At 59.8% G+C, this 24,411-nt stretch carries 24 protein-coding genes; 22 read left to right on the forward strand and 2 right to left on the reverse strand.

Features of this window, described 5'->3' with window-relative positions; all coding sequences use genetic code 11:
- Positions 1-24: 24 nt before the first annotated feature.
- The 13 genes from dnaT to OWK27_RS13255 all read left to right on the forward strand — a co-directional run bounded on the left by dnaT (position 25) and on the right by OWK27_RS13255 (position 12,141).
- On the forward strand, positions 25-570 hold the full coding sequence (gene dnaT, locus OWK27_RS13195) for a primosomal protein DnaT (protein WP_193354779.1): 546 nt from the start codon (positions 25-27) through the stop codon (positions 568-570).
- On the forward strand, positions 567-1,304 hold the full coding sequence (gene dnaC, locus OWK27_RS13200) for a DNA replication protein DnaC (RefSeq protein ID WP_148422010.1): 738 nt from the start codon (positions 567-569) through the stop codon (positions 1,302-1,304). The genes dnaT and dnaC overlap by 4 nt, the downstream gene beginning before the upstream one ends.
- Before the next feature lie 84 nt (positions 1,305-1,388).
- Positions 1,389-1,871, forward strand: a complete 483-nt coding sequence (locus OWK27_RS13205) for a DUF2501 domain-containing protein (protein WP_267590528.1) — start codon at positions 1,389-1,391, stop codon at positions 1,869-1,871.
- A gap of 271 nt (positions 1,872-2,142) precedes the next feature.
- Positions 2,143-4,434 (forward strand): phosphatidylglycerol--membrane-oligosaccharide glycerophosphotransferase, encoded by a 2,292-nt coding sequence (gene opgB, locus OWK27_RS13210; protein ID WP_267590529.1) that lies wholly within the window; start codon positions 2,143-2,145, stop codon positions 4,432-4,434.
- Positions 4,435-4,613: 179 nt separating this feature from the next.
- Positions 4,614-5,252, forward strand: a complete 639-nt coding sequence (locus OWK27_RS13215) for an EAL domain-containing protein (protein WP_267590530.1) — start codon at positions 4,614-4,616, stop codon at positions 5,250-5,252.
- Entirely contained in the window at positions 5,249-5,791 is a 543-nt protein-coding gene (locus OWK27_RS13220) for a helix-turn-helix transcriptional regulator (protein ID WP_242173722.1), read from the forward strand. Before OWK27_RS13215 ends, OWK27_RS13220 begins: the two co-directional genes overlap by 4 nt.
- Positions 5,792-5,823: 32 nt before the next feature.
- Positions 5,824-6,321 (forward strand): spore coat U domain-containing protein, encoded by a 498-nt coding sequence (locus tag OWK27_RS13225; protein WP_148422018.1) that lies wholly within the window; start codon positions 5,824-5,826, stop codon positions 6,319-6,321.
- Positions 6,322-6,323: 2 nt separating this feature from the next.
- Complete coding sequence (locus OWK27_RS13230) at positions 6,324-7,100, forward strand: molecular chaperone (RefSeq protein WP_148422020.1); 777 nt, start codon at positions 6,324-6,326, stop codon at positions 7,098-7,100.
- Positions 7,021-9,312, forward strand: a complete 2,292-nt coding sequence (locus tag OWK27_RS13235) for a fimbria/pilus outer membrane usher protein (protein WP_267590531.1) — start codon at positions 7,021-7,023, stop codon at positions 9,310-9,312. Before OWK27_RS13230 ends, OWK27_RS13235 begins: the two co-directional genes overlap by 80 nt.
- Positions 9,303-10,259 (forward strand): spore coat U domain-containing protein, encoded by a 957-nt coding sequence (locus tag OWK27_RS13240; RefSeq protein ID WP_267590532.1) that lies wholly within the window; start codon positions 9,303-9,305, stop codon positions 10,257-10,259. Before OWK27_RS13235 ends, OWK27_RS13240 begins: the two co-directional genes overlap by 10 nt.
- A gap of 130 nt (positions 10,260-10,389) precedes the next feature.
- Positions 10,390-11,130, forward strand: coding sequence for a winged helix-turn-helix domain-containing protein (locus OWK27_RS13245; protein WP_242173731.1), 741 nt, complete (start codon positions 10,390-10,392; stop codon positions 11,128-11,130).
- Position 11,131: 1 nt separating this feature from the next.
- Positions 11,132-11,605: a hypothetical protein gene (locus OWK27_RS13250; RefSeq protein ID WP_148422025.1), complete on the forward strand. Its 474-nt coding sequence runs from the start codon at positions 11,132-11,134 to the stop codon at positions 11,603-11,605.
- A 29-nt stretch (positions 11,606-11,634) separates the two neighbouring features.
- A complete protein-coding gene (locus tag OWK27_RS13255; protein WP_176608781.1) occupies positions 11,635-12,141 on the forward strand; it encodes a GNAT family N-acetyltransferase in 507 nt (168 codons plus the stop codon).
- Positions 12,142-12,211: 70 nt separating this feature from the next.
- On the opposite strand, the gene tsr is transcribed toward OWK27_RS13255, so the two are convergent.
- A complete protein-coding gene (gene tsr / locus OWK27_RS13260; protein WP_267590533.1) occupies positions 12,212-13,876 on the reverse strand; it encodes a methyl-accepting chemotaxis protein in 1,665 nt (554 codons plus the stop codon).
- An 84-nt stretch (positions 13,877-13,960) separates the two neighbouring features.
- Complete coding sequence (gene hpaR / locus OWK27_RS13265) at positions 13,961-14,401, reverse strand: homoprotocatechuate degradation operon regulator HpaR (RefSeq protein WP_148422030.1); 441 nt, start codon at positions 14,399-14,401, stop codon at positions 13,961-13,963.
- Between the two features lie 268 nt (positions 14,402-14,669).
- Between hpaR and hpaG the strand changes: the two genes are divergently transcribed.
- The 9 genes from hpaG (at position 14,670) to hpaB (ending at position 24,395) form a co-directional block, all read left to right on the forward strand.
- Positions 14,670-15,947, forward strand: a complete 1,278-nt coding sequence (gene hpaG / locus OWK27_RS13270) for a 4-hydroxyphenylacetate degradation bifunctional isomerase/decarboxylase (RefSeq protein ID WP_267590534.1) — start codon at positions 14,670-14,672, stop codon at positions 15,945-15,947.
- Positions 15,944-17,410, forward strand: a complete 1,467-nt coding sequence (gene hpaE / locus OWK27_RS13275) for a 5-carboxymethyl-2-hydroxymuconate semialdehyde dehydrogenase (protein ID WP_267590535.1) — start codon at positions 15,944-15,946, stop codon at positions 17,408-17,410. Before hpaG ends, hpaE begins: the two co-directional genes overlap by 4 nt.
- A 2-nt stretch (positions 17,411-17,412) precedes the next feature.
- Positions 17,413-18,264: a 3,4-dihydroxyphenylacetate 2,3-dioxygenase gene (gene hpaD / locus OWK27_RS13280; protein ID WP_267590536.1), complete on the forward strand. Its 852-nt coding sequence runs from the start codon at positions 17,413-17,415 to the stop codon at positions 18,262-18,264.
- A gap of 9 nt (positions 18,265-18,273) precedes the next feature.
- A complete protein-coding gene (locus OWK27_RS13285) occupies positions 18,274-18,654 on the forward strand; it encodes a 5-carboxymethyl-2-hydroxymuconate Delta-isomerase (RefSeq protein WP_267590537.1) in 381 nt (126 codons plus the stop codon).
- Between the two features lie 122 nt (positions 18,655-18,776).
- Positions 18,777-19,580: a 2-oxo-hept-4-ene-1,7-dioate hydratase gene (gene hpaH, locus OWK27_RS13290; protein WP_148422040.1), complete on the forward strand. Its 804-nt coding sequence runs from the start codon at positions 18,777-18,779 to the stop codon at positions 19,578-19,580.
- A gap of 10 nt (positions 19,581-19,590) precedes the next feature.
- Positions 19,591-20,385, forward strand: coding sequence for a 4-hydroxy-2-oxoheptanedioate aldolase (gene hpaI / locus OWK27_RS13295; protein WP_267590538.1), 795 nt, complete (start codon positions 19,591-19,593; stop codon positions 20,383-20,385).
- Between the two features lie 21 nt (positions 20,386-20,406).
- Positions 20,407-21,750, forward strand: coding sequence for a 4-hydroxyphenylacetate permease (gene hpaX / locus OWK27_RS13300; protein ID WP_267590539.1), 1,344 nt, complete (start codon positions 20,407-20,409; stop codon positions 21,748-21,750).
- A complete protein-coding gene (gene hpaA / locus OWK27_RS13305) occupies positions 21,722-22,648 on the forward strand; it encodes a 4-hydroxyphenylacetate catabolism regulatory protein HpaA (protein ID WP_267590540.1) in 927 nt (308 codons plus the stop codon). Before hpaX ends, hpaA begins: the two co-directional genes overlap by 29 nt.
- Positions 22,649-22,832: 184 nt before the next feature.
- A complete protein-coding gene (gene hpaB, locus OWK27_RS13310) occupies positions 22,833-24,395 on the forward strand; it encodes a 4-hydroxyphenylacetate 3-monooxygenase, oxygenase component (protein WP_267590541.1) in 1,563 nt (520 codons plus the stop codon).
- Positions 24,396-24,411: the final 16 nt, after the last annotated feature.

The following is a 24,411-nucleotide window of genomic DNA, read 5'->3' on the forward strand; positions in this document are numbered from 1 at the left end:
GTAGTAATAAGTTGAGAAAGTGTTATGTCCTCCAGAATTCTGACCACCAGCATTGCTGGCATTGATGCCTTTATGCGCGATCCTCGCGGTGTGTTGACGCACGCCGAAGGCGGCACGCTCGCGGTATTTGCCGACAACGCCCCGGCGTTTTACGCGGTTACGCCGGAACGTCTGGCGCAGCTTCTGGATATTGAAGCGCGGCTGTCGCGCCCGGCGAGTGACGTCACGCTGGACAATCAGTTTTTTGATGAACCCACCAGCACCCCGGTAGCCGTTCCGATGGGTAAATTCCCCATGTACGCCGGGTGGCAGCCGGACGCCGATTTTCAGCGCCAGGCGGCACTCTGGGGGATTGCCCTCTCGCAGCCCGCGACGCCGGAAGAGCTGGCGGCCTTTACCGCCTACTGGCAGGCTGAAGGGAAAGTATTCCATCACGTTCAGTGGCAGCAAAAGCTCGCACGAAGCCTGCAAATCAACCGCGCCAGCAGCAACGGCCAGCCAAAGCGTGATATTAATGCCTTTTCAGAACCGGATAAAAAAATCCCTGATGGATTCCGAGGTGCGAAATGAAAAACGTCGGCGACCTGATGAAGCGCTTGCAGAAGATGATGCCAGCCAACGTGAAGCCCGCCTTCACCACGGGCGAAGAGCTGCTGGCGTGGCAAAAAGAGCAGGGTGAAATCCGCGCGGCTGCCCTCGCCCGCGAAAACCGCGCGATGAAAATGCAGCGCACCTTTAACCGCTCGGGCATTCGTCCGCTGCACCAGAACTGCTCCTTCGAGAACTACAAGGTTGAGTCGCAGGGGCAGATGAACGCGCTTAGCCAGGCGCGCCAGTACGTGGACGAATTCGACGGCAACATCGCCAGCTTCATCTTTAGCGGAAAACCCGGTACCGGGAAAAATCACCTCGCGGCCGCTATCTGCAACGAGCTGCTGCTGCGCGGGAAGTCTGTGCTGATTATCACCGTGGCAGATATTATGTCCGCCATGAAGGACACCTTCAGCAACCGCGAAACCAGTGAAGAACAGCTGCTGAACGATCTGAGCAACGTAGATCTGCTGGTCATCGACGAGATCGGCGTCCAGACGGAATCCCGCTACGAAAAAGTGATCATTAACCAGATTGTCGATCGCCGTTCATCGTCGAAACGCCCAACCGGCATGCTGACGAACCACAATATCGACGAGATGACCCGGCTCCTGGGCGAGCGGGTTATGGATCGCATGAAGTTGGGCAACAGCCTGTACGTCATCTTCGACTGGGACAGCTACCGCAGCCGCGTCACCGGCAAAGAGTATTAAGATATTTCCAGGGAATACCGGTGGAGCGGAGGTATATACTGGACTCCCCTCCGGCTCAAAACGGACCTTTTCGGGTAAACCATTATGAAAAAACAGTTTCTTATCAGCGTTATTTCTGGCGTTCTGCTGGTGACGGGCGCAGCGCAGGCCGCGTCATGGCAGGAGTCGCTCTCCAGCGCAGCAGGTGAGCTTACCAAACAGAGCAGCGGCACCCAGGGCGGTCTTTCCGCGTCATCCCTCACCAGCCTGCTGGGTAACAGCTCCCAGAGCCTGAGCGCCGGTACGATGAACAACGCGGCGGGTATCCTGGAATACTGCGCGAAGCAGAAGCTGGCTTCCGTAACCGATACCGAAAACATCAAAAATCAGGTGTTGGGTAAGCTTGGCCTGGACACCCAGGAGCAGAAGGCGGACACCAACTATATGGACGGCATTCAGGGCCTGCTGAACGCGCAAAACGGCCAGCAGCTTAACCTCAGCACCCTGGGCAACTCCTCTCTGGCGAAACAGGTGAAAACCAAAGCCTGCGATCTGGTGCTGAAACAGGGCGTTAATTTCCTCTCCTGATCGCCCCCCCTTTTCGGCCCCTACACGCCCGGTTTCTCAGGTAAGTTTGAAACCGCGGCGTGAAGCGCACCTTTTTACGCCTCGCCACCGCCTCAGCATCCGTATGCCACGATGCGACGGCTTTCAAATAAACGATTTTATAAACCAAATCCTAACAACAGCACACTTTCGTGACACTAAAATTGCAGCTATACGACATCGCAATTACATTGTCTTACCCAAAAAATAATCAGTTAGCCGGCCGAGCGTCCGGCATGATGAGGATGTGCTGTTGTCAGAGTTAATGTCCCTTGTCCTTTTTCTGGCTTCGATTGGCGTTTACGCCTGGAAAGCCGGTCGTCACACCTGGTGGTTTGTTGCCACCCTGGCGGTGCTCGGCATTTTTATTATTTTGAACATTACGCTATATGCCAGCGATTACTTTACCGGCGACGGTATTAACGACGCCGTGCTCTACACCCTCACCAACAGCCTGACCGGCGCGGGCGTTGGTAAGTACATACTTCCCGGTCTGGGGCTGGTGGTCGCGCTGGTTGGCATCTTCGCCGCGCTGGCCTGGGTGCTGCGCCGTCGCCGCCACCGTCCACATCATCATGGCTACAGCCTGCTGGCGCTGTGTCTGGCGCTGGCCTCCGTCGACGCCAGCCCGGCCTTTCATCAGATTACCGAGCTGGTAAAATCTCAGTCGCGCGATGGCGATCCGGACTTTGCCGCGTATTACAAAGAGCCATCGAAGAAGATCGACAACCCCAGGCTCAACCTGGTCTATATCTACGGCGAGAGCCTGGAGCGCACCTATTTTGATAACGAGGCTTTCCCGAACCTGACGCCGGAGCTGGGCGCGCTGAAGAACGAAGGCCTCGACTTCAGCCACACCATGCAGCTGCCCGGTACGGATTACACCATTGCCGGAATGGTGGCCTCCCAGTGCGGCATTCCCCTGTTTGCCCCGTTTGAAGGAAACGCCTCCGCCTCGATGTCGAGCTTCTTCCCACAAAACGTTTGTCTTGGCGATATCCTGAAAAACTCGGGCTATGAGAACTACTTCATGCAGGGGGCCAACCTGCGCTTTGCCGGGAAAGACGTGTTTCTGAAGTCCCACGGTTTCGATCATCTTTATGGTTCAGAAGAGCTGAAAACCACCGTGGCCGATCCGGCTTACCGCAACGACTGGGGCTTTTACGACGACACCGTGCTGGATGAAGCCTGGAAGAAATTCGAGGAGCTTTCCCGCGCCGGTAAACGCTTTTCGCTGTTTGCGCTGACCGTCGACACGCACCACCCGGATGGCTTCGTCTCGCGCACCTGCAAGCGTCAGCGCTACGACATCGACGGCAAAAACAACACCTCGTTCAGCGCCGTGACCTGTAGCCAGGAGCACATCGCGGCGTTCGTTGAGAAAATCAAAGCATCGCCTTACTTCAAAAATACGGTCATCGTCGTCTCGTCAGACCATCTGGCAATGAAAAATAGCGCCTGGGACGAGCTGAGCAAGCGGGATCGCAGCAACCTGTTCTTTGTGCTGCGCGGCGACCAGCCCCGGCAGGAGGTTATCGCCACCAAACGTAACTCGATGGACAACGGCGCGACGGTGCTGGATATTCTGGGCGGCGATAACTTTATTGGCCTGGGCCGCAGCACGCTGTCGGGGCAATCCCTGTCGGAAATCTTCCTCAACATGAAGGAAAAAATCCTCGCCTGGAAGCCGGACATCATCCGTCTGTGGAACTTCCCGAAAGAGATACAGGATTTCACCATCGATCGGGATAAAAAAACGATCGCCTTTTCCGGCAGCCATTTCCGCCTGCCGCTGCTGCTGCGGGTGTCAGACAAGCGCGTCGAGCCGCTGCCTGAAAGTGAATACTCTGCGCCACTGCGCTTCCAGCTGGCGGATTTCGCCCCGCGCGATAACTTCGTCTGGGTCGACAGGTGCTACAAAATGGGGCAGCTCTGGTCGCCTCAGCTGTCACTCTCCACCGACTGGTGCGTCTCTCAGGGGCAGCTCGGCGGTAAGCAGACCGTACAACACGTCAGTAAACCAGTGTGGCAGGGTAAAACCGCGTTCAGGGATACGGTTATTGATACCGCACGCTATCAGCGCAACGTCGATCTGCTGAAGGTCGTCGACAACGATATTCGTTACAAAGCGGACAGCTTCATCTTTAACGTAGCCGGCGCGCCGGAGGAGGTGAAGCAGTTCAGCGGTATTTCACGTCCTGAATCGTGGGGGCGCTGGTCCAACGCGCAGTTGGGCGATGAGGTGAAAATCGAATATAACGAGCCGCTGCCGGAGAAATTCGACCTGGTGATCACCGCCCGGGCATTTGGCCCTAACGCCAATAGGCCCGTACCGGTACGCGTGGGCGATCGGGAGCAGACGCTGACGCTGGGGAACGAGGTCAGCACTCACACGCTGCACTTCGAGAACCCCTCGCGCAGCAATACGCTGGTCATTGTGCCGCCAGACCCGCAGGCCACAAACGAAGGGAATATTCTCGGCCACTCTCCGCGCAGGCTGGGCATTGGCATGGTGGAGATCAAAATCGTCAGTAAAGCCGGCTAATGATGCAGCGCCCGGCCAAAAGCCGGGCGCTTATGAAAATAAATAATCCTATAAAAACCTTATAAATTAGCTAAAAACACCATATTTAAGCCTTTTTATTTTATAAATATCCCGCCAAAGCCGTAATTCATAAGATATGCAGCTCCTTAATACACCGCGAGGAGTGACGCACTTTTATCATGCTAACCGGCTATAAGTTCGAATCCATCCGGGCGCTGCGCAGTGAAATAGTGATTGCGTGGGAGGTATTGTCCACGGCCAAGCCTCACGTCAATCTCGAAGACTACTTTTGCGCAATGCCCGCGACGCAGCGTAAAGCGCATTTCTTTGCGCAGCTTCGTCATGCCATGTTGCGCGAAGAAGGCAAAAAATATTATCTCAACGCGACATCGGATTTGCTGCTGGAAACGGACTTCCTCGACAGGCTGAAAGAAGAAACGCCCCGTCCGGAGAGGCTTGCTATCGAAGTTACCGATCTTCATCGCATCGTACAGCTTGATGATGACAAAAGCCGGGCCCTGCGGATATGCATCGCCACGCTGCATCAGCGGGGTATCGAAGTGTGGGCTGACGACGTCTGCGAAGATCTCATTCCGGCTCTGCTTGCCAGCCAGATCCGCTTCTGCGGCGTCAAAATTGACAAGCATACTTTCTGGAGCGGCCGCATCGAGCAGGAAAAGTTTCTGCACCTCACCCGCCAGTGCAAGCGTCTCGCCAGTAAGGTGTTGATAGAGGGTATCGAAACCGCGGGTGATTTCGCGCTGGCCCGCGCCAGCGCGGCCGATTACGGCCAGGGCTACCTGTGGGGCAACTCATGACGCCCTGCATTATCAACGCGGGCTTTCGGGTCATCATCCTGAGCGAAAACGCGTATTTATGCCTTGGGCTCAGGTCGATTATCGCTACCGCCGTCGCCCCACGTCCCGAGATTTACTGGATTAACGACGTTAATCCCGAAGGGCTTCTGCACCTGCAGGAGCACCTCCTGAATACCCGCGCCGGGTCAGACTGGCTGGTCTTTACCGATGCGGCCCGCGTGGATGAGATTAACGCTTTCCTGCGCGGCGAGCGCGCCAGAGTGGTGGCGGACAATCTGACGCTTGCTCAGCTGAGCCGCTGCTTTAGCGACACGACATACTCTTTCGAAAACCTCGCCACGCTCACGTATCAGGAGATGCGGGTTTGCATGCTGTTTCACAAAGGATTCAGCCCGGTTCGTATCGCACAGGTCTTTGGTAAGTCACCTAAAACGATTTACACCCACAAGCGTAACGCGATGAACAAATTTTGCTGCCAGAACCTGGCGGAATTCCATCGAAAACTCTGCCTGCTGGACGCTCAGCTCTCATCTCTGTAATTGCACCGTTAACCACGTTAGGAAATAAGATCATGAGAATTATCCCCACTGTTGTATGTTGTTCGGTTCTCCTGCTTCCTGCCGCTGCGATCGCAGCAGACAGCACCGCAAGCGCGACGATGCACGTCTCGCTCGAGGTGGTTAAATCCTGCACCCTCAACGCCAACGACCTTAACTTCTCGCGCCACGGTTCGGATGAAACCAGTGAAATTCAGGCCAAAACCCAGGTCGATATCGTCTGTACCAACGGTACGCCGTTCACGCTCTCCGCGACCAGCAACGATAGCAGCGAAAACGGCACCTTCTGGCTGAAGCCGGATAACGGCGAAACGGGCGCCCAGAAAATTGCCTGGAAACTGTTTGCTGACGAGGGCAAACAGACGCAAATCACCGGCACGGATGGGCTCACCGATACCGGCAACGGCATGAAACAGGAAGAGACGCTGTACGGTGTTATTGATGCAGGCGCCCTGACGGCCGCGCAGGCAGGCACCTATAGCGACGATATCACCTTAAACCTGGTGTACTGATCGTGCGACGCTATCTTCCCTGCTTCATTATCTGGCTCATGATGCTGGCGCTGCTGTCACGCTACGCGCTGGCCGCCACGCTTCAGGTCGCCCCTGTAACGCTCGATCTCCAGAGCGGGCAAAGAGCAACGGCGGTTTACCTCACTAACAGCGGGAAATCGGCCATCCATGCGCAGATACGGGTGTACGAGTGGAGCCAGAAAAACGGTAAAGACGTCCTGGCCGCCACCGAGGAGGTGGTCAGCAGCCCGGCGATGACCTCGCTGGCGCCGGGCCAGCAGCAGCTGGTGCGTATTATCGTCATGCGGCCGGGCCTGAATGAACAGGAGCAAAGCTACCGGCTAGTCATCGATGAGCTGCCGGATGCAGCGGCCCGCGCGGCCAGCCCCAACGCGGTGCATTTCCTGCTGCGCTACTCAATTCCGGTCTTCATTGCCGGAAACCAGACAGCGCCCGTCAGCCGCGATGCCCTGAGCTGTGAACAGGCGGACACCCCGGCGACTATCCGCTGCTATAACGCCGGAAACAGCCATATTCGCCTTAGCCACCTTCAGGCCCTGACGGCCAGCGGGCAGGCTGTGGCCTCGATTAAAGGCCTGGCGGGCTACGTACTGCCGGGACAGACCGCGCTTCTGACATTCAGGCACGCTCCACGCCATACGCTCAGCGCGCTACGCGCCTACATCAATGACGATCACAATGCCAGCCAGATACCTCTGCGCCCGCTTGCCGCTCGCGCTCCTGCTTTGGCTACCGCTCATGCTGTCAGCCCGGGCTGAATCCACCGCTGACACCGTGCAATGGCTGGCCATCACCGTGAACCACGCCCTGCGTGGCGAGCTGTGGGCCTGCCGGGTAGCGGGTGACGCGTTGTGGATTAGCCGCAGCGACATGCAAAAACTGGGGCTTCGCGCCCCGGATAACCACAACGAGTGGATTGAACTGACGTCCCTGCCGGACCTCAGGGTCAGCCTCGATTTACTTTCTCAGCAGGTGTCAATTACCGCCGGAGCGAAGGCGCTCGCGGGGCAGCAGCACCTGGCTTTCGGGAGGCCGCCCTCGCCGTACCGCTATCCTGAGGCACAGCCCATCAGCGCGCTGACGCTCGGCTACGCGCTCTATGCCAGCGAGTCAGAGGGGAAACGACAGCTTAACGCCCAGACCATGCTGACCGCCTCCGGAATGCTGCCCGGCACCTTCAGCAGCAGCTTTTCCAGCCATGCCGGAGAGGAAAACAGCGCGGGACGGCCCGCCCACACGCGTCTTGAAACCCGCTGGCAGCGGGACAACACGGACTCGCTCACCAGCCTGGCGCTGGGGGACAGTATCACTACCGGCACCCGCTGGAGCCGACAGGTACGCTTTGGCGGCCTGCACTGGGCGCGTAATTTTGAGCTGAATCCCCAGCTCAACACCGAACCGCGCAGCCGCTACAGCGACACGGCCGTCCTGCCCTCAACGGTCGATCTTTACATCGATGGGCTTAAGCAGAGCAGCCAGCGCGTAACGCCGGGGGATTTTCTGCTGGATACCCTGCCCTCTTTTACCGGCAGCGGGCAGGCGCAGGTGGTCATTACCGACATCAACGGCCAGCGGCGCACCGTCCAGCTCGATCTGTACGGCGCGCCGGGAATGCTGGCGGAAGGGCTGAGCAGTGGCTCACTGGATATCGGCTGGATGCGGCAAAACTACGCCCTGCGCTCCGATGACTATGCCGCCTCGCCTATGCTCGACGCCGGCTGGCGTTATGGCGTGAATAACCAGCTGACGATGGCGCTGCATACGGAACAGCAGCGAAAGCTGCGTAACGCGGGCGCCGGCGCGGACTGGCTGATCTCCCCGGCTACGGGCATTCTCAGCCCGCACATCGCCCTAAGCGACAGTCCCTACGGTAAGGGAATGCAGTGGGGTCTTGGCTGGCAGTGGAGCGGTAACGGGACGGGCATTTCCGCCAGCACCGTTCGTACCGATGCCGCGTTCGCCGATAACGCTCGCATGAGCGGTGCCGTCCCCGTCAGACGCAGCGATAGCGTCTGGGTAAGCCACGCCGTTCCCCACGTCGGTACGCTGGGTGCGGGCTGGGTTCAACAACATTTCCAGGGCAATACCCAGCGCTACCTCAACGCCTCCTGGACCGTCTCGCTGCCGGCCCACCTCTCCAGCACGCTGAGCTACACGCGCTCGTTTACGGACTCGTCGAGTAACGTTCAGCTTATGCTCTCCGTTCCGTTTGGCCATCATGACACGCTTTCCGCTCAGGCTAGCCGGGAGTCCCCGCGTATGGATTATCGCCATCAGCCAGACAATCAGGCTGGCGGCTGGTCCTGGCAGCTGGGACAGGGCTTTGGCAAAAATCGGGAAAGGTATGCAGACGTGGGCTACCTTGGCCGCGCCGGAGAGTGGCACGCCGGGCTGGAGCAAGGCGCTAACACAGGCAGCCAGTACGCCTCCGCCGAAGGCAGCGTAACGCTGCTGGACCACAGCCTGCACGCGCTGCGCTACAACCAGCAGGGGCTGGCGCTGGTCTCCACGCGCGGTATCGGCCACGTGCCGGTGATGCTGGAAAACCGCCGGGCAGGCGAAACCGATGAGCGCGGGTACCTTCTGCTGACCGACCTGCCCCGCTATCACAACAGTAAAGTCACCATCGATCCGCTGGATCTGCCCCCCGACGCGATCGCGCCCGTCACCGACATGTATGCCAGGCCGGGCAACGGCAGCGCGGTGAAAGTCGATTTTAACGTCCATTACGCCGTGACGGTTCAGGCCCGGCTGGTGGACGCGCGTCGCCGGCCGCTGCCGCTGGGCAGCGTCGTGTCAACGCCGCACGGCGCCACCATCGTGGGACGCGACGGGTTTATCTGGCTTGAAGATCCGCCCCTGCCCGGTGAGCTGGTGGTGAAAACCGGTGAGGGCGAGTGCCGGGTCACGCTTCCGGCCCCGCGCGCCGCGTCAACCGTAATGAATATTGGAGAACAGCCGTGTCATTAAAAGCGTCGTTACTGCTGCTGCCCGTGCTTTCCATGAAGGCGATTGCGGCGGCATGCTGGATAACCTCGCCCGCCGTCATCAACTTTGGCAATGTCGTAGCGGGCAACGCTGCCTCGACCAGCACCGAGGTAAAATTTAGCTGTCAGGCCGACAACTACGGCACGGCAGAGTATATCAACGTCTGCCTGAGCAGCATTGACGCCCCGCCCTTTCAGATGCTCTCGCTGGGCGACGGGGACGGTAAACAATATACCCTGCTGTTTCGCCTGCTTAACGGCATCGCGCGCGCCCAGGAGCTGGGGCCCGCCAGCAGCGGAAATCTCATCCAGCAGACCGTCATGGCGCAAAGCAATGCCAGCGTCAGCGGCAGCTTTCCGCTTATCGCCACCCTTCCGGCGGGGCAGAGCCAGCTCCCCGCGACCCACTATTACAACTACAACATGAATCTGCGCATCGCCTGGCACAGCGCCACCCGCCGGGACGCCTTGCAAAGCTGTGCAGACGGCTCCGCGGAGGGGGAACAGGTGCAGGGCGGGAGCAATGCCCAGGCCGAAATCAGCGAAGGGTGCTACATAGAGCGCGTCACCCCGCTCAACTTCGGCACCTTAACCAGCGCCGCCACGCTGCGCCCGACGCGCTCCACGGCAACCCTCACCACGCGCTGTCCGGCCGGAACCGCATTCACGCTCGCCATGGGAAAAGGCAATCATGCCAGCGGCGATCGGCGGCAGCTTTGCAACGATGAGGGCCAGTGCCTGCGCTATGCGCTCTGGCAGGATGCCGCGGCCACGCAAAGCTGGGGCGATCAAAGCAGCGGCGATACGCTACAGGTCACCAACCCCGCCGGCGGGACGCAGAACTTCACCGTTTACGGAGAAGTACCGGCCCAGCCCCTGAGCGGTACGGGGGAGTTTATTGACGACGTGATAATTACGCTGACTTATTAAACGACACAAAAAACCGTCTGGATCAATGTTATCGGTAACAATGGCGCTAAAATAACCAGCAGTTCCGCTTAGGAAGGCGTAATGCCTTCTCTTTTTTAATTAATTATCTCTGTCTGCATTACAACAAATTATGAAATACCTGCTCGCTGATGCCCTCGTTTACAACGACGAGGACGGTACCGTTACTCCCGTTAATGCGCCGGAAGAGGATGCGCAGCTCCTCACCTGTACGGCCAATACCATCCTGAAGCTGCTGGTAAAGCATCATGGGAACGTCATCGAACGGGAAACGTTTCTCCGTGAGGTCTGGGATAAGCGCGGGCTTCAGGGATCCAACAACTCGTTAAACCAGTACATCAGCATCCTGCGCAAAATGCTGGCCAGCCTGCTTCCCGACGTGCTGTTTATCGTTACGGTGCCTAAAACGGGCTTTATGCTCTGCGCGGACGTCACGGTAACGGCGCTGGAAGAGGAGGCCCCGGCGGCCGAAACGGCGAAACCCGCCTGGCGCATTCGGCCTGAACTGCTGTTCTGCGGCGCGCTCACGCTCGCTATCGTCGCGCTGTGCGTCTGGATAACGGCCGTCAAGCCAGAAGCCCCGCAGAGCGAAATCCATTTGCTCACCCATATTGGCGCGTGTCCGGTCTACACCTTTACGCCGCTGGCAGATGTGTTTCACGGGAGGGCGGTTGCGCTGGCGCAAACCCTTCAGCGAGACGGTCATTTGCCGTGCCTGAAAAATTCAATCTTCTACATGCACATTCAGAGAACGCTGTTCTACGGTCACGAAGGGCGGCTGGTGCTATCCCAATGCTCCCTTGCCCGGGGTAAAGCCAGCGCCTGCCGGACGCTTTTCTATTACGAGTGGTGATATGAGACAGAAAAAAGTTTGGCTAATACTGGTACTCAACCTGTTGCTTCTGGGCTCCGCGCTGGCGTGGTACTTTTACACGCCTCCGCTGTCGGTGGCCTGCGATGGAAACCTGACGTTCTCCGACAAACGTGACAGCCATGCCTTCACGTTTGACGGTGAGGTTATTATGCGTTTTCAACCCGATAAAACGGGCTACATTACGCTAAACGGTAACGTTGAGAACGCCCCCCAGAGCTGGGAAGTGTCTCGTCAGGAGATGTTTAAGTGGCGCCAGGTGGAGGGAGAACTGTATGAAATCGTCATTCAAAAAGTGGAGCGCTTTAGCCATGACGCCATGCCGCCGGGAGTATTTGAAAAGTATGTCGCCGGCCTGACGCTGGGGAAAAAAAGGCTCCTGACGATAGAGCGCACGCCCCAGGGCGCGCTGGTCATTAGCAATTTTTATTCGCCCGTGCTGATCTGCTCAGTGTAGCGTCGGCCGCTCAGGCTATACTTCCAGCCATGAACATTCGCATTCGCCCCACTTTTGTCAACGACGTTGCCGCCCTGCCCGCCATCGAGCGCGCGGCGGGCCGGCGTTTTCGCGACTATCCGGCACTGGCCTGGCTGGCCGAAGGCGACGTTATTTCCGTTGAAGTGCACCTCGGTTACGTCGCGCGCGGACTAAGCTGGCTGGCGCTGGCAGACGATCGCCCCGTGGGCTTTATCCTCGCAGAAGCCCATCCAACGTCGCTGTTTATTGAGGAACTCTCGGTCGATCTGGACTGGCAGGGAAAAGGGGCTGGACGCCAGCTCATCGCCCGCGCCGCCGCCCATGCCCGCAGCCTCGGCCTGCGTTCGCTGACGCTAACAACCTTTTGCGAGGTACCGTGGAATGCGCCATTTTATGCCCGGCTGGGCTTTGAAAGGGTGACGACGCTGACGCCGGAGCTGCGCCAGAAAAGGGAAGAAGAGACCGCGCACGGGTTAGCGTCAGACGACCGCTGCGCCATGCGCCTGCCTCTCTAATATCGCCCGGTAGCGCTGCGCTTACCGGGCCTCGGGCACACTCAAACCGTCACCGGCGTAACGCGCGGCGTCAGAACGTTTCCCAGTTATCGCCCGCGTCCGCGGTCGCCGGTTTACGCGCCACTACCGGTGCCGCAACGCTTTTCGCAGAAGCGAACTCGCGCGCTTTCTGCTGCTCCTGCTGAATGCGGAACACCGCCACGGCCTGCGTCAGACGGCTCGCCTGCTCTTCCAGCGCCGCTGCCGCAGCAGCAGACTCCTCTACCAGCGAGGCGTTCTGCTGGGTCACGCGATCCATCTCCGCCACCGCCAGGCCGACCTGGTCGATACCGCGGCTCTGCTCGTCAGACGCAGAGGCAATCTCGCCCATGATGTCCGTCACGCGGGTGACCGCGTTCACGATTTCACCCATGGTTTCACCGGCGCTTTCCACCAGCGTAGAACCCACTTCGACACGGCCCACGGAGTCTTCAATCAGGCTCTTGATTTCACGGGCGGCCTGGGCGCTGCGCTGCGCCAGGTTACGCACTTCACCCGCAACAACCGCAAAGCCGCGGCCCTGCTCGCCCGCACGCGCCGCTTCTACCGCCGCGTTCAGCGCCAGGATGTTGGTCTGGAAGGCAATGCCGTCGATCACGCTGATAATATCGGCGATTTTCTGCGAGCTGCCGGCGATATCGCGCATGGTTTGCACTACGTTATCCACTACCTTCCCGCCTTTCTGCGCGGTTTCGGATGCGCTCAGCGCCAGGTTGCTCGCCTGACGGGCGTTCTCGGCGTTTTGCTTCACGGTCGCGGTCAGCTGCTCCATGCTGGCTGCGGTCTCTTCCAGCGACGCCGCCTGCTGCTCGGTACGGGAAGAGAGATCGTTATTGCCCATCGAGATTTCGCTCGCGCCGCTGTAAATGGCGTTCGCGCCGTTACGCACGTCGCCCACGGTGCGGACCAGCTCGCCCTGCATATGGCGCAGGGAGTCGGCCAGCTCACCCATCTCGTTGGTGCCTTCCACGTCGATGCGCTTCACCAGGTCGCCGCTGGCGATATGGCGAATGCTGTCGATCAGACGGGTCATCGGAGAGATGAGCGCCTGACGAATGCCGAGCCAGACGGCTACAATCACCACCAGCACCGCAACCAGAACGCTAATCAGCACCCAGATAGCCTGGTGATAAGAGCTGTTGCTGTCTTCAACCGCGGTCTGATACAGCGCGTCGTTCTGCTGCAGATAGCTGACGTACTGCTTCTCAAAGCCATCCTGATAGCTCTGGGTCGGCTGGTCGAAGAACTCGTTGATTTTGCCGGCACCCAGCAGCTGGATCAGCTCAGCCAGCGCGCCGTGGTAGATATCGTAGTTACGTTTAATTTCCAGTGCCGCAGCGTCGCTCTGGCGCGGGTCGCGCGGCAGCGCTTCGTAATCCGCCCAGTTTTTTTCCGCCTGCTTCAGAGACGCCGTTGCAATCTGCATCAGCTCGGCGACGGTTGAGCCGCTGCCGATATTGTTCTGATCCATCATGTAGCGGATACCCGCGCGGTTCAGGGTATTACGGGTTTGCAGCAGCGCCACCCAGCTGCCGTTCAGGGTGGACTGCTGCTGGCGAATGGTTTGCAGGATGGTGAAATTCTCTTTGTCGTGCTTCAGGGCATTGAAGAAAAGACCACCGGACGTGAGTTGTAAAAGGCCAAATATCGCTAAAACCAGCATTAAGCTGGTGACAATCTTGATACGGTTTAACATGTTTTCGTTTTCCTCAGACAGATAACAGAATTTTCGGCCTGGTAAGGGAAAACTTTACGAAAATCATCCTGGAATTTAGGGTTTTTACTCTTCGTCCCGCGCGGCAATATGCCGGTTTCCGAGTTCAATAAACTCTTCCAGCAGCGCCGTCAGCTGCTTCATCTTCTCCGGCGTATACTCCGCCTCAATCTGCTGGTATGCCTCTTCCACCTGTGCCTGAGCACGCTGGTACAGCGCGTTACCCTCTCTGGTGAGCGACACGTACAGCTTGCGCTGGTCGTTTACCGGCTTTAAGCGCAGCACCAGGCCGTCGCGCTCCATGCGCGTCAGAATGCCGGTCAGGCTCGGGCGCAAAATGCAGGTGCGAAAGGCCAGGTCGTGAAAATCCATGGAGGGATGCTCGGCCAGCACGCGCACAATGCGCCACTGCTGCTCGGTCAGGTTATGCCGCTTCACAATCGGGCGGAAGTAGCCCATCGCCGCTTCCCGCGCCTGCAGCAGCGCGATGGTTAATGAATCATGCATAGCCTTCCCCTCACATCATTAACAAGTAAACAATCCAAAAAAGACGTTTTTATAAACAACACGTTTTAACTCAAAAAGTCTAACAGAATCAGCGCCATTTTTTTAACACGTTAATTTTAATAGCTTTTAATCCTTATATGTAAATTTATTGTTATTCATATCACAAATTATTCACTTCTGATTGCGAAACGAACAGCAAAAGCATAAAACCAGATCATTAACATATTAATGAAATCCAAACCGGTCATCCGGCCAGAGGAGTATGTCAATGAAAGGTACCGTTTTTGCCGTGGCGCTAAACCACCGAAGCCAGCGAGAAGCCTGGGCTGACGCCTTTGAAAAAGCCCCCTACAACGCGCCGCCACAAACGGCGGTATGGTTTATCAAGCCGCACAACACCGCGATCCGCTCAGGCGAACCGATCCCCTTCCCGCAGGGCGAAACGGTGCTAAGCGGCGCGACGGTCGCGCTGGTGGTGGGTAAAACCGCCAGCAGGGTACGGGTGGAGGATGCCGCAGCGTACATCGCGGGATATGCGCTGGCCAACGAGGTGAGCCTGCCGGAAGAGAGCTTCTACCGCCCGGCCATCAAGGCCAAATGTCGGGACGGGTTTTGCCCGACTGGCGAGCTGGCTGCCGTCGGCAACGTCGATAACCTGACCATCGTCACCGAAATCAACGGCCGCGAAGCGGATCGCTGGAGCACCGCCGATCTGCACCGCGGCGCCGCCGAACTGCTGAGCGCCCTGAGCGAGTTTGCCACCCTGAACCCCGGGGATGCGATATTGCTCGGCACCCCGCAAAACCGCGTTGAGATCCGCCCGGGCGATCGGGTACGCATTCTGGCAGAAGGTTTCCCGCCGCTGGAAAACCCGGTGGTTGATGAACGCGACGTCGCCCTCGCGCAAAGCGCGCCCCCGCACCCCACGCTGTTTGCCCTCGGCCTGAACTATGCCGATCACGCCAGCGAGCTGGACTTCAGGCCGCCGACCGAGCCGCTGGTGTTTATCAAAGCGCCGAACACCTTCAACGGCGACAGCCAGACCTCGGTGCGCCCGAACGGCGTTGAATACATGCATTACGAAGCGGAGCTGGTGGTGGTCATCGGCAAAACCGCGCGCAAGGTCAGCGAAGCCGAAGCGATGGACTATGTTGCGGGCTATACGGTCTGCAACGACTACGCCATCCGCGACTACCTGGAAAACTACTACCGCCCGAACCTGCGGGTAAAAAGCCGCGACGGGCTGACGCCCATTTCCCCCAACATCGTGCCGAAAGCGGCGATCCCCGACCCGCACAGCCTCACCCTGCGCACCTTCGTCAACGGCGAGCTGCGCCAGGAAGGCACCACCGCAGATCTCATTTTCAGCATCCCGTACCTGATTGCGTACCTGAGCGATTTTATGACCCTGCAGCCGGGCGACATGATCGCCACCGGCACGCCGAAGGGGCTGTCCAACGTGGTACCGGGCGATGAGGTGGTGGTGGAAGTGGAGGGCGTGGGCCGCCTGGTGAACCGCATTGTCAGCGAGGAGACGACAAAATGAAAAAGATTAACCACTGGATCAACGGTAAAAACGTCGCCGGAAGCGAGTACTTCCACACCACTAATCCGGCCTCCGGCGAGGTATTAGCGGAAGTGGCCTCCGGCGGTGAAGCCGAGGTTCATCAGGCCGTCGCCGCCGCCAAAGAGGCGTTCCCGAAATGGGCCAACCTGCCGATGAAGGAGCGCGCGCGCCTGATGCGTCGCCTGGGCGATCTGATTGACCAGAACGTGCCGGACATTGCCGCGATGGAAACCGCCGATACCGGCCTGCCGATCCACCAGACCAAAAACGTGCTGATCCCCCGCGCCTCGCACAACTTCGAGTTCTTCGCCGAGGTGTGCCAGCAGATGAACGGCAAAACCTACCCGGTCGACGACAAGATGCTCAACTACACCCTGGTGCAGCCGGTGGGCGTCTGCGCGCTGGTGTCGCCGTGGAACGTGCCGTTTATGACCGCCACCTGGAAGGTCGCCCCCTGCCTCGCGCTGGGCAATACCGCGGTGCTGAAGATGTCTGAACTCTCCCCGCTGACCGCCGACCGTCTGGGCGAGCTGGCGCTGGAGGCGGGCATTCCGGCGGGGGTGCTGAACGTGGTTCAGGGCTACGGCGCGACGGCAGGCGATGCGCTGGTGCGCCATCACGACGTGCGGGCCGTCTCCTTCACCGGCGGCACCGCCACCGGGCGCAACATCATGAAAAACGCCGGGCTGAAGAAATACTCCATGGAGCTGGGCGGCAAATCCCCGGTGCTGATTTTTGAGGATGCCGACATCGAACGCGCGCTGGACGCCGCCCTGTTCACCATCTTCTCCATCAACGGCGAGCGCTGCACCGCGGGCTCGCGCATCTTCATCCAGCAGAGCATCTACCCCGAATTCGTGAAGCGCTTCGCCGAGCGCGCCAGCCGCCTGCGCGTGGGCGATCCGACCGATCCCAACACCCAGATTGGCGCGCTGATTAGCAAGCCACACTGGGAGAAAGTCTCCGGCTATATCCGCCTCGGCATTGAGGAGGGCGCGACCCTGCTGGCGGGCGGCCCGGACAAGCCGACCGATCTGCCCGCGCACCTGAAGGGGGGGAACTTCCTGCGTCCGACCGTGCTGGCGGACGTCGACAACCGCATGCGCGTGGCGCAGGAGGAGATCTTCGGGCCGGTGGCCTGCCTGCTGCCGTTCAGGGACGAAGCGGAAGGCCTGCGCCTCGCCAACGACGTGGAGTACGGCCTGGCGTCGTACATCTGGACCCAGGACGTCAGCAAGGTGCTGCGCCTGGCGCGCAATATCGAAGCGGGCATGGTGTTCGTGAATACCCAGAACGTGCGCGACCTGCGCCAGCCGTTCGGCGGCGTGAAGGCCTCCGGGACCGGGCGCGAAGGCGGCGAGTACAGCTTTGAAGTCTTCGCGGAGATGAAGAACGTCTGCATCTCCATGGGCGACCATCCGATTCCAAAATGGGGGATCTGACAATGGGCAAGTTAGCGTTAGCGGCGAAAATTACCCACGTACCGTCGATGTATCTTTCTGAACTGCCGGGAAAAAACTACGGCTGCCGCCAGTCGGCCATCGACGGGCATAAGGAAATTAGCAAGCGCTGCCGCGAGCTGGGCGTGGACACCATCATCGTGTTCGACACCCACTGGCTGGTGAACAGCGCGTACCACATCAACTGCGCGGACCATTTTTCAGGCGTCTATACCAGCAACGAGCTGCCGCACTTTATCCGCGACATGGCCTACGACTACGACGGCAACCCGGAGCTCGGCCAGCTGATCGCCGACGAGGCGGTAAAGCTTGGCGTGCGCGCCAAAGCGCACAACATTCCGAGCCTCAAGCTGGAGTACGGCACGCTGGTGCCGATGCGCTACATGAACGCGGATAAGCACTTCAGGGTGGTCTCCATCTCGGCGTTCTGCACGGTTCACGACTTCGCCGACAGCCGCAGGCTGGGCGAGGCCATCGTCAGCGCCATCAAAAAATATGACGGCACCGTGGCGGTGCTCGCCAGCGGCTCGCTGTCGCACCGCTTTATCGACGACCAGCGGGCGGAAGAAGGAATGAACAGCTACACCCGCGAGTTCGACCGTCAGATGGACGAGCGGGTAGTGAAGCTGTGGCGCGAGGGCCAGTTTAAGGAGTTTTGCAGCATGCTGCCGGAGTACGCCGACTACTGCTACGGCGAGGGCAACATGCACGACACGGTGATGCTGCTGGGCATGCTCGGCTGGGATAACTACGACGGCAAGGTGGAGTTCCTCACCGAGCTGTTCGCCAGCTCCGGCACCGGCCAGGTCAACGCCGTTTTCCCGCTGCCCGCATAAGGAGCCACCATGCCGCACTTTATAGCCGAATGTACCGACAACATCCGCGAGCAGGCTGACCTGCCGGGGCTGTTCGCCAAAGTGAACGAGGCGCTGGCCGCCACCGGCATTTTCCCCATCGGCGGTATCCGCAGCCGCGCCCACTGGCTGGATACCTGGCAGATGGCCGACGGCAGGCACAATTACGCCTTTGTCCATATGACGCTGAAGATTGGTTCCGGGCGCAGCCTTGAGAGCCGGCAAGCGGTGGGTGAAATGCTGTTTGCGCTGATCAAAGCGCATTTTGCCGACCTCATGGCCGCCCGCTATCTGGCGCTGTCGTTTGAGCTCGACGAACTGCACCCGACGCTCAATTACAAGCAAAACAACGTGCACGCGCTGTTTACGTAACACCGTCCCCTCTCCCTTTGGGAGAGGGTTAGGGTGAGGGGATACCTCTGCGGCCCGATGCCCTCACCTCGTCCCTCTCCCACGGGGAGAGGGAGAAAACAAACATAAAACAGGATATCGCCATGCTCGATAAACACACCCATACCCTGATCGCCCACCGCCTGCATCAGGCGGAGCAGTCCCGGGAGCAGATCCGCGCGATCTCGCTGGAGTACCCGGAGATCACGATTGAAGACGCCTACGCCGTACAGCGCGAATGGGTGAGCCTGAAGATCGCCGAAGGCCGCGTGCTGAAGGGCCACAAGATCGGCCTCACCTCGAAAGCGATGCAGGCCAGCTCGCAGATTAGCGAGCCGGACTACGGCGCGCTGCTGGACGACATGTTCTTCCACGACGGCAGCGACATCCCCGTCGATCGCTTTATCGTTCCGCGCATCGAGGTGGAGCTGGCGTTCGTGCTGGCCAAGCCGCTGCGCGGCCCGAACTGCACCATCTTCGACGTTTACAACGCTACGGATTACGTCATACCCGCGCTGGAGCTGATCGACGCCCGCTGCCACAACGTCGACCCGGAGACACGGCGCCCGCGCAAGGTGTTCGACACCATCTCCGATAACGCCGCCAACGCGGGGGTGATCCTCGGCGGTCGCCCGATTAAGCCCGACGAGCTGGATCTGCGCTGGATCTCCGCCCTGCTCTACCGCAACGGCGTCATCGAAGAGACCGGCGTCGCCGCGGGGGTGCTCAACCACCCGGCCAACGGCGTGGCGTGGCTGGCGAACAAGCTTGCGCCGTACGACGTGCAGCTTGAGCCGGGGCAGATCATCCTCGGCGGCTCCTTTACCCGCCCGGTGCCCGCCAGCAGAGGCGACACCTTCCACGTGGACTACGGCAATATGGGCTCCATCAGCTGCCGCTTTGTGTAAGGAGACATTCATGCAAAACGCATTCAAAGCGGCGCTGCAGGCAGGCCGCCCGCAAATCGGCTTATGGCTGGGGCTGACCAGCAGCTACAGCGCGGAGCTGCTGGCCGGAGCAGGCTTCGACTGGCTGCTGATTGACGGCGAGCACGCGCCGAACAGCGTGCAGACCGTGTTAACCCAGCTGCAGGCCATCGCCCCTTATCCAAGCCAGCCGGTGGTGCGCCCGTCGTGGAACGATCCGGTGCAGATCAAACAGCTGCTGGACGTGGGTGCGCAAACCCTGCTGGTGCCGATGGTACAAAACGCCGAGGAGGCCCGTCTGGCGGTCCGTTCCACGCGCTATCCGCCCGCGGGCATTCGCGGCGTCGGCAGCGCCCTGGCGCGGGCCTCGCGCTGGAACCGCATCCCGGACTACCTGCACCAGGCCAACGACGCCATGTGCGTGCTGGTGCAAATCGAAACCCGCGAGGCGCTGAAAAACCTGCCGCAGATCCTGGACGTGGACGGCGTCGACGGGGTGTTTATCGGCCCGGCGGATCTGAGCGCCGACATGGGCTATGCCGGTAATCCGCAGCACCCGGAGGTGCAGGCGGCCATTGAGCAGGCCATCGCGCAGATCCTGAGCGCGGGAAAAGCGCCCGGGATCCTGATGGCCAACGAGCAGCTGGCCAAACGCTATCTCGAACTCGGCGCGCTGTTCGTTGCGGTCGGCGTGGATACCACCCTGCTCGCCCGCGGCGCGGAAGCGCTGGCAGCCCGCTTTACCGACGTCACCACAGCTGTTGATAACAATAAATCCGTCTACTAAACGTACGATGTGGAGCGCAACATGACGACCTCAACCCTGCAAAACAAAGCTGTTGAACATCGCGTTATAAATAAGCTGTTCCGTCGTTTAATCGTGTTTCTCTTTATCCTGTTTGTTTTTTCGTTTCTCGACCGCATCAACATCGGCTTTGCCGGGCTGACGATGGGCAAAGATCTGGGCCTTACGTCGACCATGTTTGGCCTGGCCGCGACGCTCTTTTACGTCACCTACGTGCTGTGCGGGATCCCGAGCAACATCATGCTGGCGAAGATCGGCGCGCGCCGCTGGATCGCCGGGATCATGGTGGTGTGGGGCATCGCCTCCACCTGCACCATGTTCGCCACCAGCCCGGAAACGCTTTACGTGCTGCGTATGCTGGTGGGCATTGCCGAAGCGGGCTTCCTGCCGGGGATCCTGGTCTATCTCACCTGGTGGTTCCCCGCGTATCACCGCGCCCGCGCCAACGCGCTGTTTATGATCGCCATGCCGGTGACCATGATGCTCGGCTCGATCCTCTCCGGGTACATCCTGGCGATGGACGGGCTGTGGAACCTGAAGGGCTGGCAGTGGCTGTTTCTGCTGGAAGGACTGCCGTCGGTAGTGCTCGGCGTGGTGACCTGGTTCTACCTCAACGACACGCCGGATCAGGCTACCTGGCTGGATGATGACGAAAAGCAGGCGCTGAAAACGATGATCGCCCGCGAGCAGGAAATGGCGATTGCGCACGCCGCCACGCCGCGCTCGACGCTTCGCGAGGTACTGACGCCCGCCGTGCTGCTCTACACCCTGGCCTACTTCTGCCTGACCAACACGTTAAGCGCCATCAACATCTGGACGCCGCAGATCCTGCAAAGCTTCAACACCGGCAGCAGCAATATCACCATCGGCCTGCTGGCGGCGATCCCGCAGTTTTGCACCATCCTCGGGATGATCTGGTGGAGCCGCCGCTCCGACAGGCTGAAAGAGCGAAAAAAGCACACCATCCTGCCGTACCTGTTTGCGGCGGCAGGCTGGATGCTGGCCTCGGCGACCGATCACAGCATGATCCAGCTCCTTGGCATCATCATGGCCTCAACCGGATCGTTTACCGCCATGGCGATATTCTGGACCACGCCGGATCGGGTTATCAGCCTGCAGTCACGCGCGGTAGCCCTGGCGGTGATCAACGCCATCGGTAACGTGGGTTCCGCCGTCAGCCCGTTGCTGATTGGGATCCTGCGCGACGCGACCGGCAGCTTCAGCTCAGGGCTGTGGTTCGTGGCCGGGCTGCTGGTGGTGGGCGCGCTGGTGCTGACGCGCATCCCGATGACGCAGCGGGATCAACAGAGGAACGATCATGTGCCAGAGCCCCATCGCCAACATTGATATCAGCAAGGAATACGACGAAAGTCTGGGCACCGACGATGTGCACTATCAGTCGTTCGCCCGCATGGCGGCCTTTTTTGGCCGCGACATGCAGGCGCATCGCCACGACCAGTATTTTCAGATGCACTTTCTCGATACCGGGCAGATTGAGCTCCAGCTCGACGATCATCGCTACTCGGTGCAGGCGCCGCTGTTTGTTCTGACCCCGCCGTCGGTGCCGCACGCGTTTATTACCGAATCCGACAGCGACGGCCACGTGCTGACGGTGCAGGAAGATCTGATCTGGCCGCTGCTGGAGGTGCTCTACCCCGGCACGCGGGAAGCGTTCGGCCTGCCGGGGATTTGCCTCTCGATGGCCGACAAGCCTGACGAGCTGGCGGCGCTCAGGCACTACTGGCAGCTGATTGCCCGGGAATCCACGGAGCAGCTGCCCGGTCGCGAGCATACTCTGGTCCTGCTGGCCCAGGCGGTCTTTACCCTGCTGCTGCGCAACGCGAAGCTCGACGACCACGCTTCAGGCGGCATGCGCGGCGAGCTGAAGCTGTTCCAGCGCTTTACCCAGCTGATAGATGCCCACTACCACCAGCACTGGACGGTGCCGGAATACGCCAGCGAGCTGCACCTGACCGAATCCCGCCTGACCGATATCTGCCGCCGCTTCGCCAACCGTCCGCCGAAGCGGCTGATCTTCGACCGGCAGCTGCGCGAAGCCAGGCGGCTGCTGCTCTTCTCCGACAGCGCGGTCAGCGAGATAGCCTGGCAGCTGGGGTTTAAGGATCCGGCCTATTTTGCCCGGTTTTTTAACCGTTTAGTGGGGTGCTCGCCGAGCGCCTATCGGGCGCAGAAAGTACCGGTTTCCCCTCCCCCCGGCCCTCTCCCCAAAGGGGAGAGGGTGTAATTGTTCCCTCTCCCCTTTGGGGAGAGGGTTAGGGTGAGGGGACAACGATCACAAATCCCCTCACCACCCGAAAAGTACCCGCCGTTGTCCCAATCGTCCCTTCACGGTCCGCCCTTCTCACGCTTCAATTAAACAACAAAAACAAAACATAAATTTAACAACCATCTTCCGATACGAGGTCCCTATGAAGCCTGAAGAGTTCCGCGCCGATGCCAAACGTCCGTTAACGGGTGAAGAGTATTTAAAAAGCCTGCAGGACGGTCGTGAGATTTATATCTACGGCGAGCGCGTCAAAGACGTAACTACCCATCCGGCATTCCGCAACGCGGCGGCGTCCATCGCGCAGATGTACGACGCCCTGCACAAGCCGGACATGCAGGATACGCTCTGCTGGGGCACCGACACCGGCAGCGGCGGCTATACCCATAAGTTCTTCCGCGTGGCGAAAAGCGCCGACGACCTGCGCCAGCAGCGCGACGCCATCGCCGAGTGGTCGCGCCTGAGCTACGGCTGGATGGGCCGCACGCCGGACTATAAAGCCGCGTTCGGCTGCGCGCTCGGCGCTAACCCGGCCTTCTACGGCCAGTTCGAGCAGAACGCCCGCAGCTGGTACACCCGCATTCAGGAAACCGGCCTGTACTTTAACCACGCCATCGTCAACCCGCCTATCGACCGCCACAAGCCGGCGGACGAGGTGAAAGACGTTTACATCAAGCTCGAGAAAGAGACCGATGCCGGGATTATCGTCAGCGGCGCAAAAGTGGTGGCCACCAACTCCGCGCTGACCCACTACAACATGATCGGCTTCGGCTCCGCGCAGGTGATGGGTGAAAACCCGGACTTCGCGCTGATGTTCGTCGCGCCAATGGACGCCGAGGGCGTGAAGCTGATCTCCCGCGCCTCTTACGAGATGGTGGCAGGCGCCACCGGCTCCCCGTACGACTACCCGCTCTCCAGCCGCTTCGACGAGAACGACGCGATCCTGGTGATGGATCACGTGCTGATCCCATGGGAAAACGTGCTGATCTACCGTGATTTCGACCGCTGCCGCCGCTGGACGATGGAAGGGGGCTTCGCCCGCATGTACCCGCTTCAGGCCTGCGTGCGTCTGGCGGTGAAGCTCGACTTTATCACCGCCCTGTTGAAGAAATCGCTGGAGTGCACCGGCACCCTCGAGTTCCGCGGCGTGCAGGCGGATCTGGGCGAAGTGGTCGCCTGGCGCAACATGTTCTGGGCGCTGAGCGACTCCATGTGCTCCGAAGCCACGCCGTGGGTCAACGGCGCGTACTTGCCCGATCACGCGGCGCTGCAGACCTACCGCGTGATGGCGCCAATGGCCTACGCGAAGATCAAGAACATCATCGAGCGCAACGTCACCTCCGGGCTGATCTACCTGCCGTCCAGCGCGCGGGATCTGAACAACCCGCAGATCGACCAGTACCTGGCGAAATACGTGCGCGGCTCCAACGGCATGGATCACGTCGAGCGCATCAAGATTTTGAAGCTGATGTGGGATGCCATCGGCAGCGAGTTTGGCGGCCGTCACGAGCTGTACGAAATCAACTACTCCGGGAGCCAGGACGAAATTCGCCTTCAGTGCCTGCGCCAGGCGCAGAGCTCGGGCAACATGGACAAGATGATGGCGATGGTCGACCGCTGCATGTCCGAGTACGACCAGCACGGCTGGACCGTATCGCACCTGCACAACAACACCGATATCAACATGCTGGATAAGCTGCTGAAATAACGCAGCGGGAGGTTTC

Source organism: Enterobacter cloacae complex sp. 2022EL-00788, from assembly GCF_026627565.1.
Taxonomy (GTDB): domain Bacteria; phylum Pseudomonadota; class Gammaproteobacteria; order Enterobacterales; family Enterobacteriaceae; genus Enterobacter; species Enterobacter pasteurii.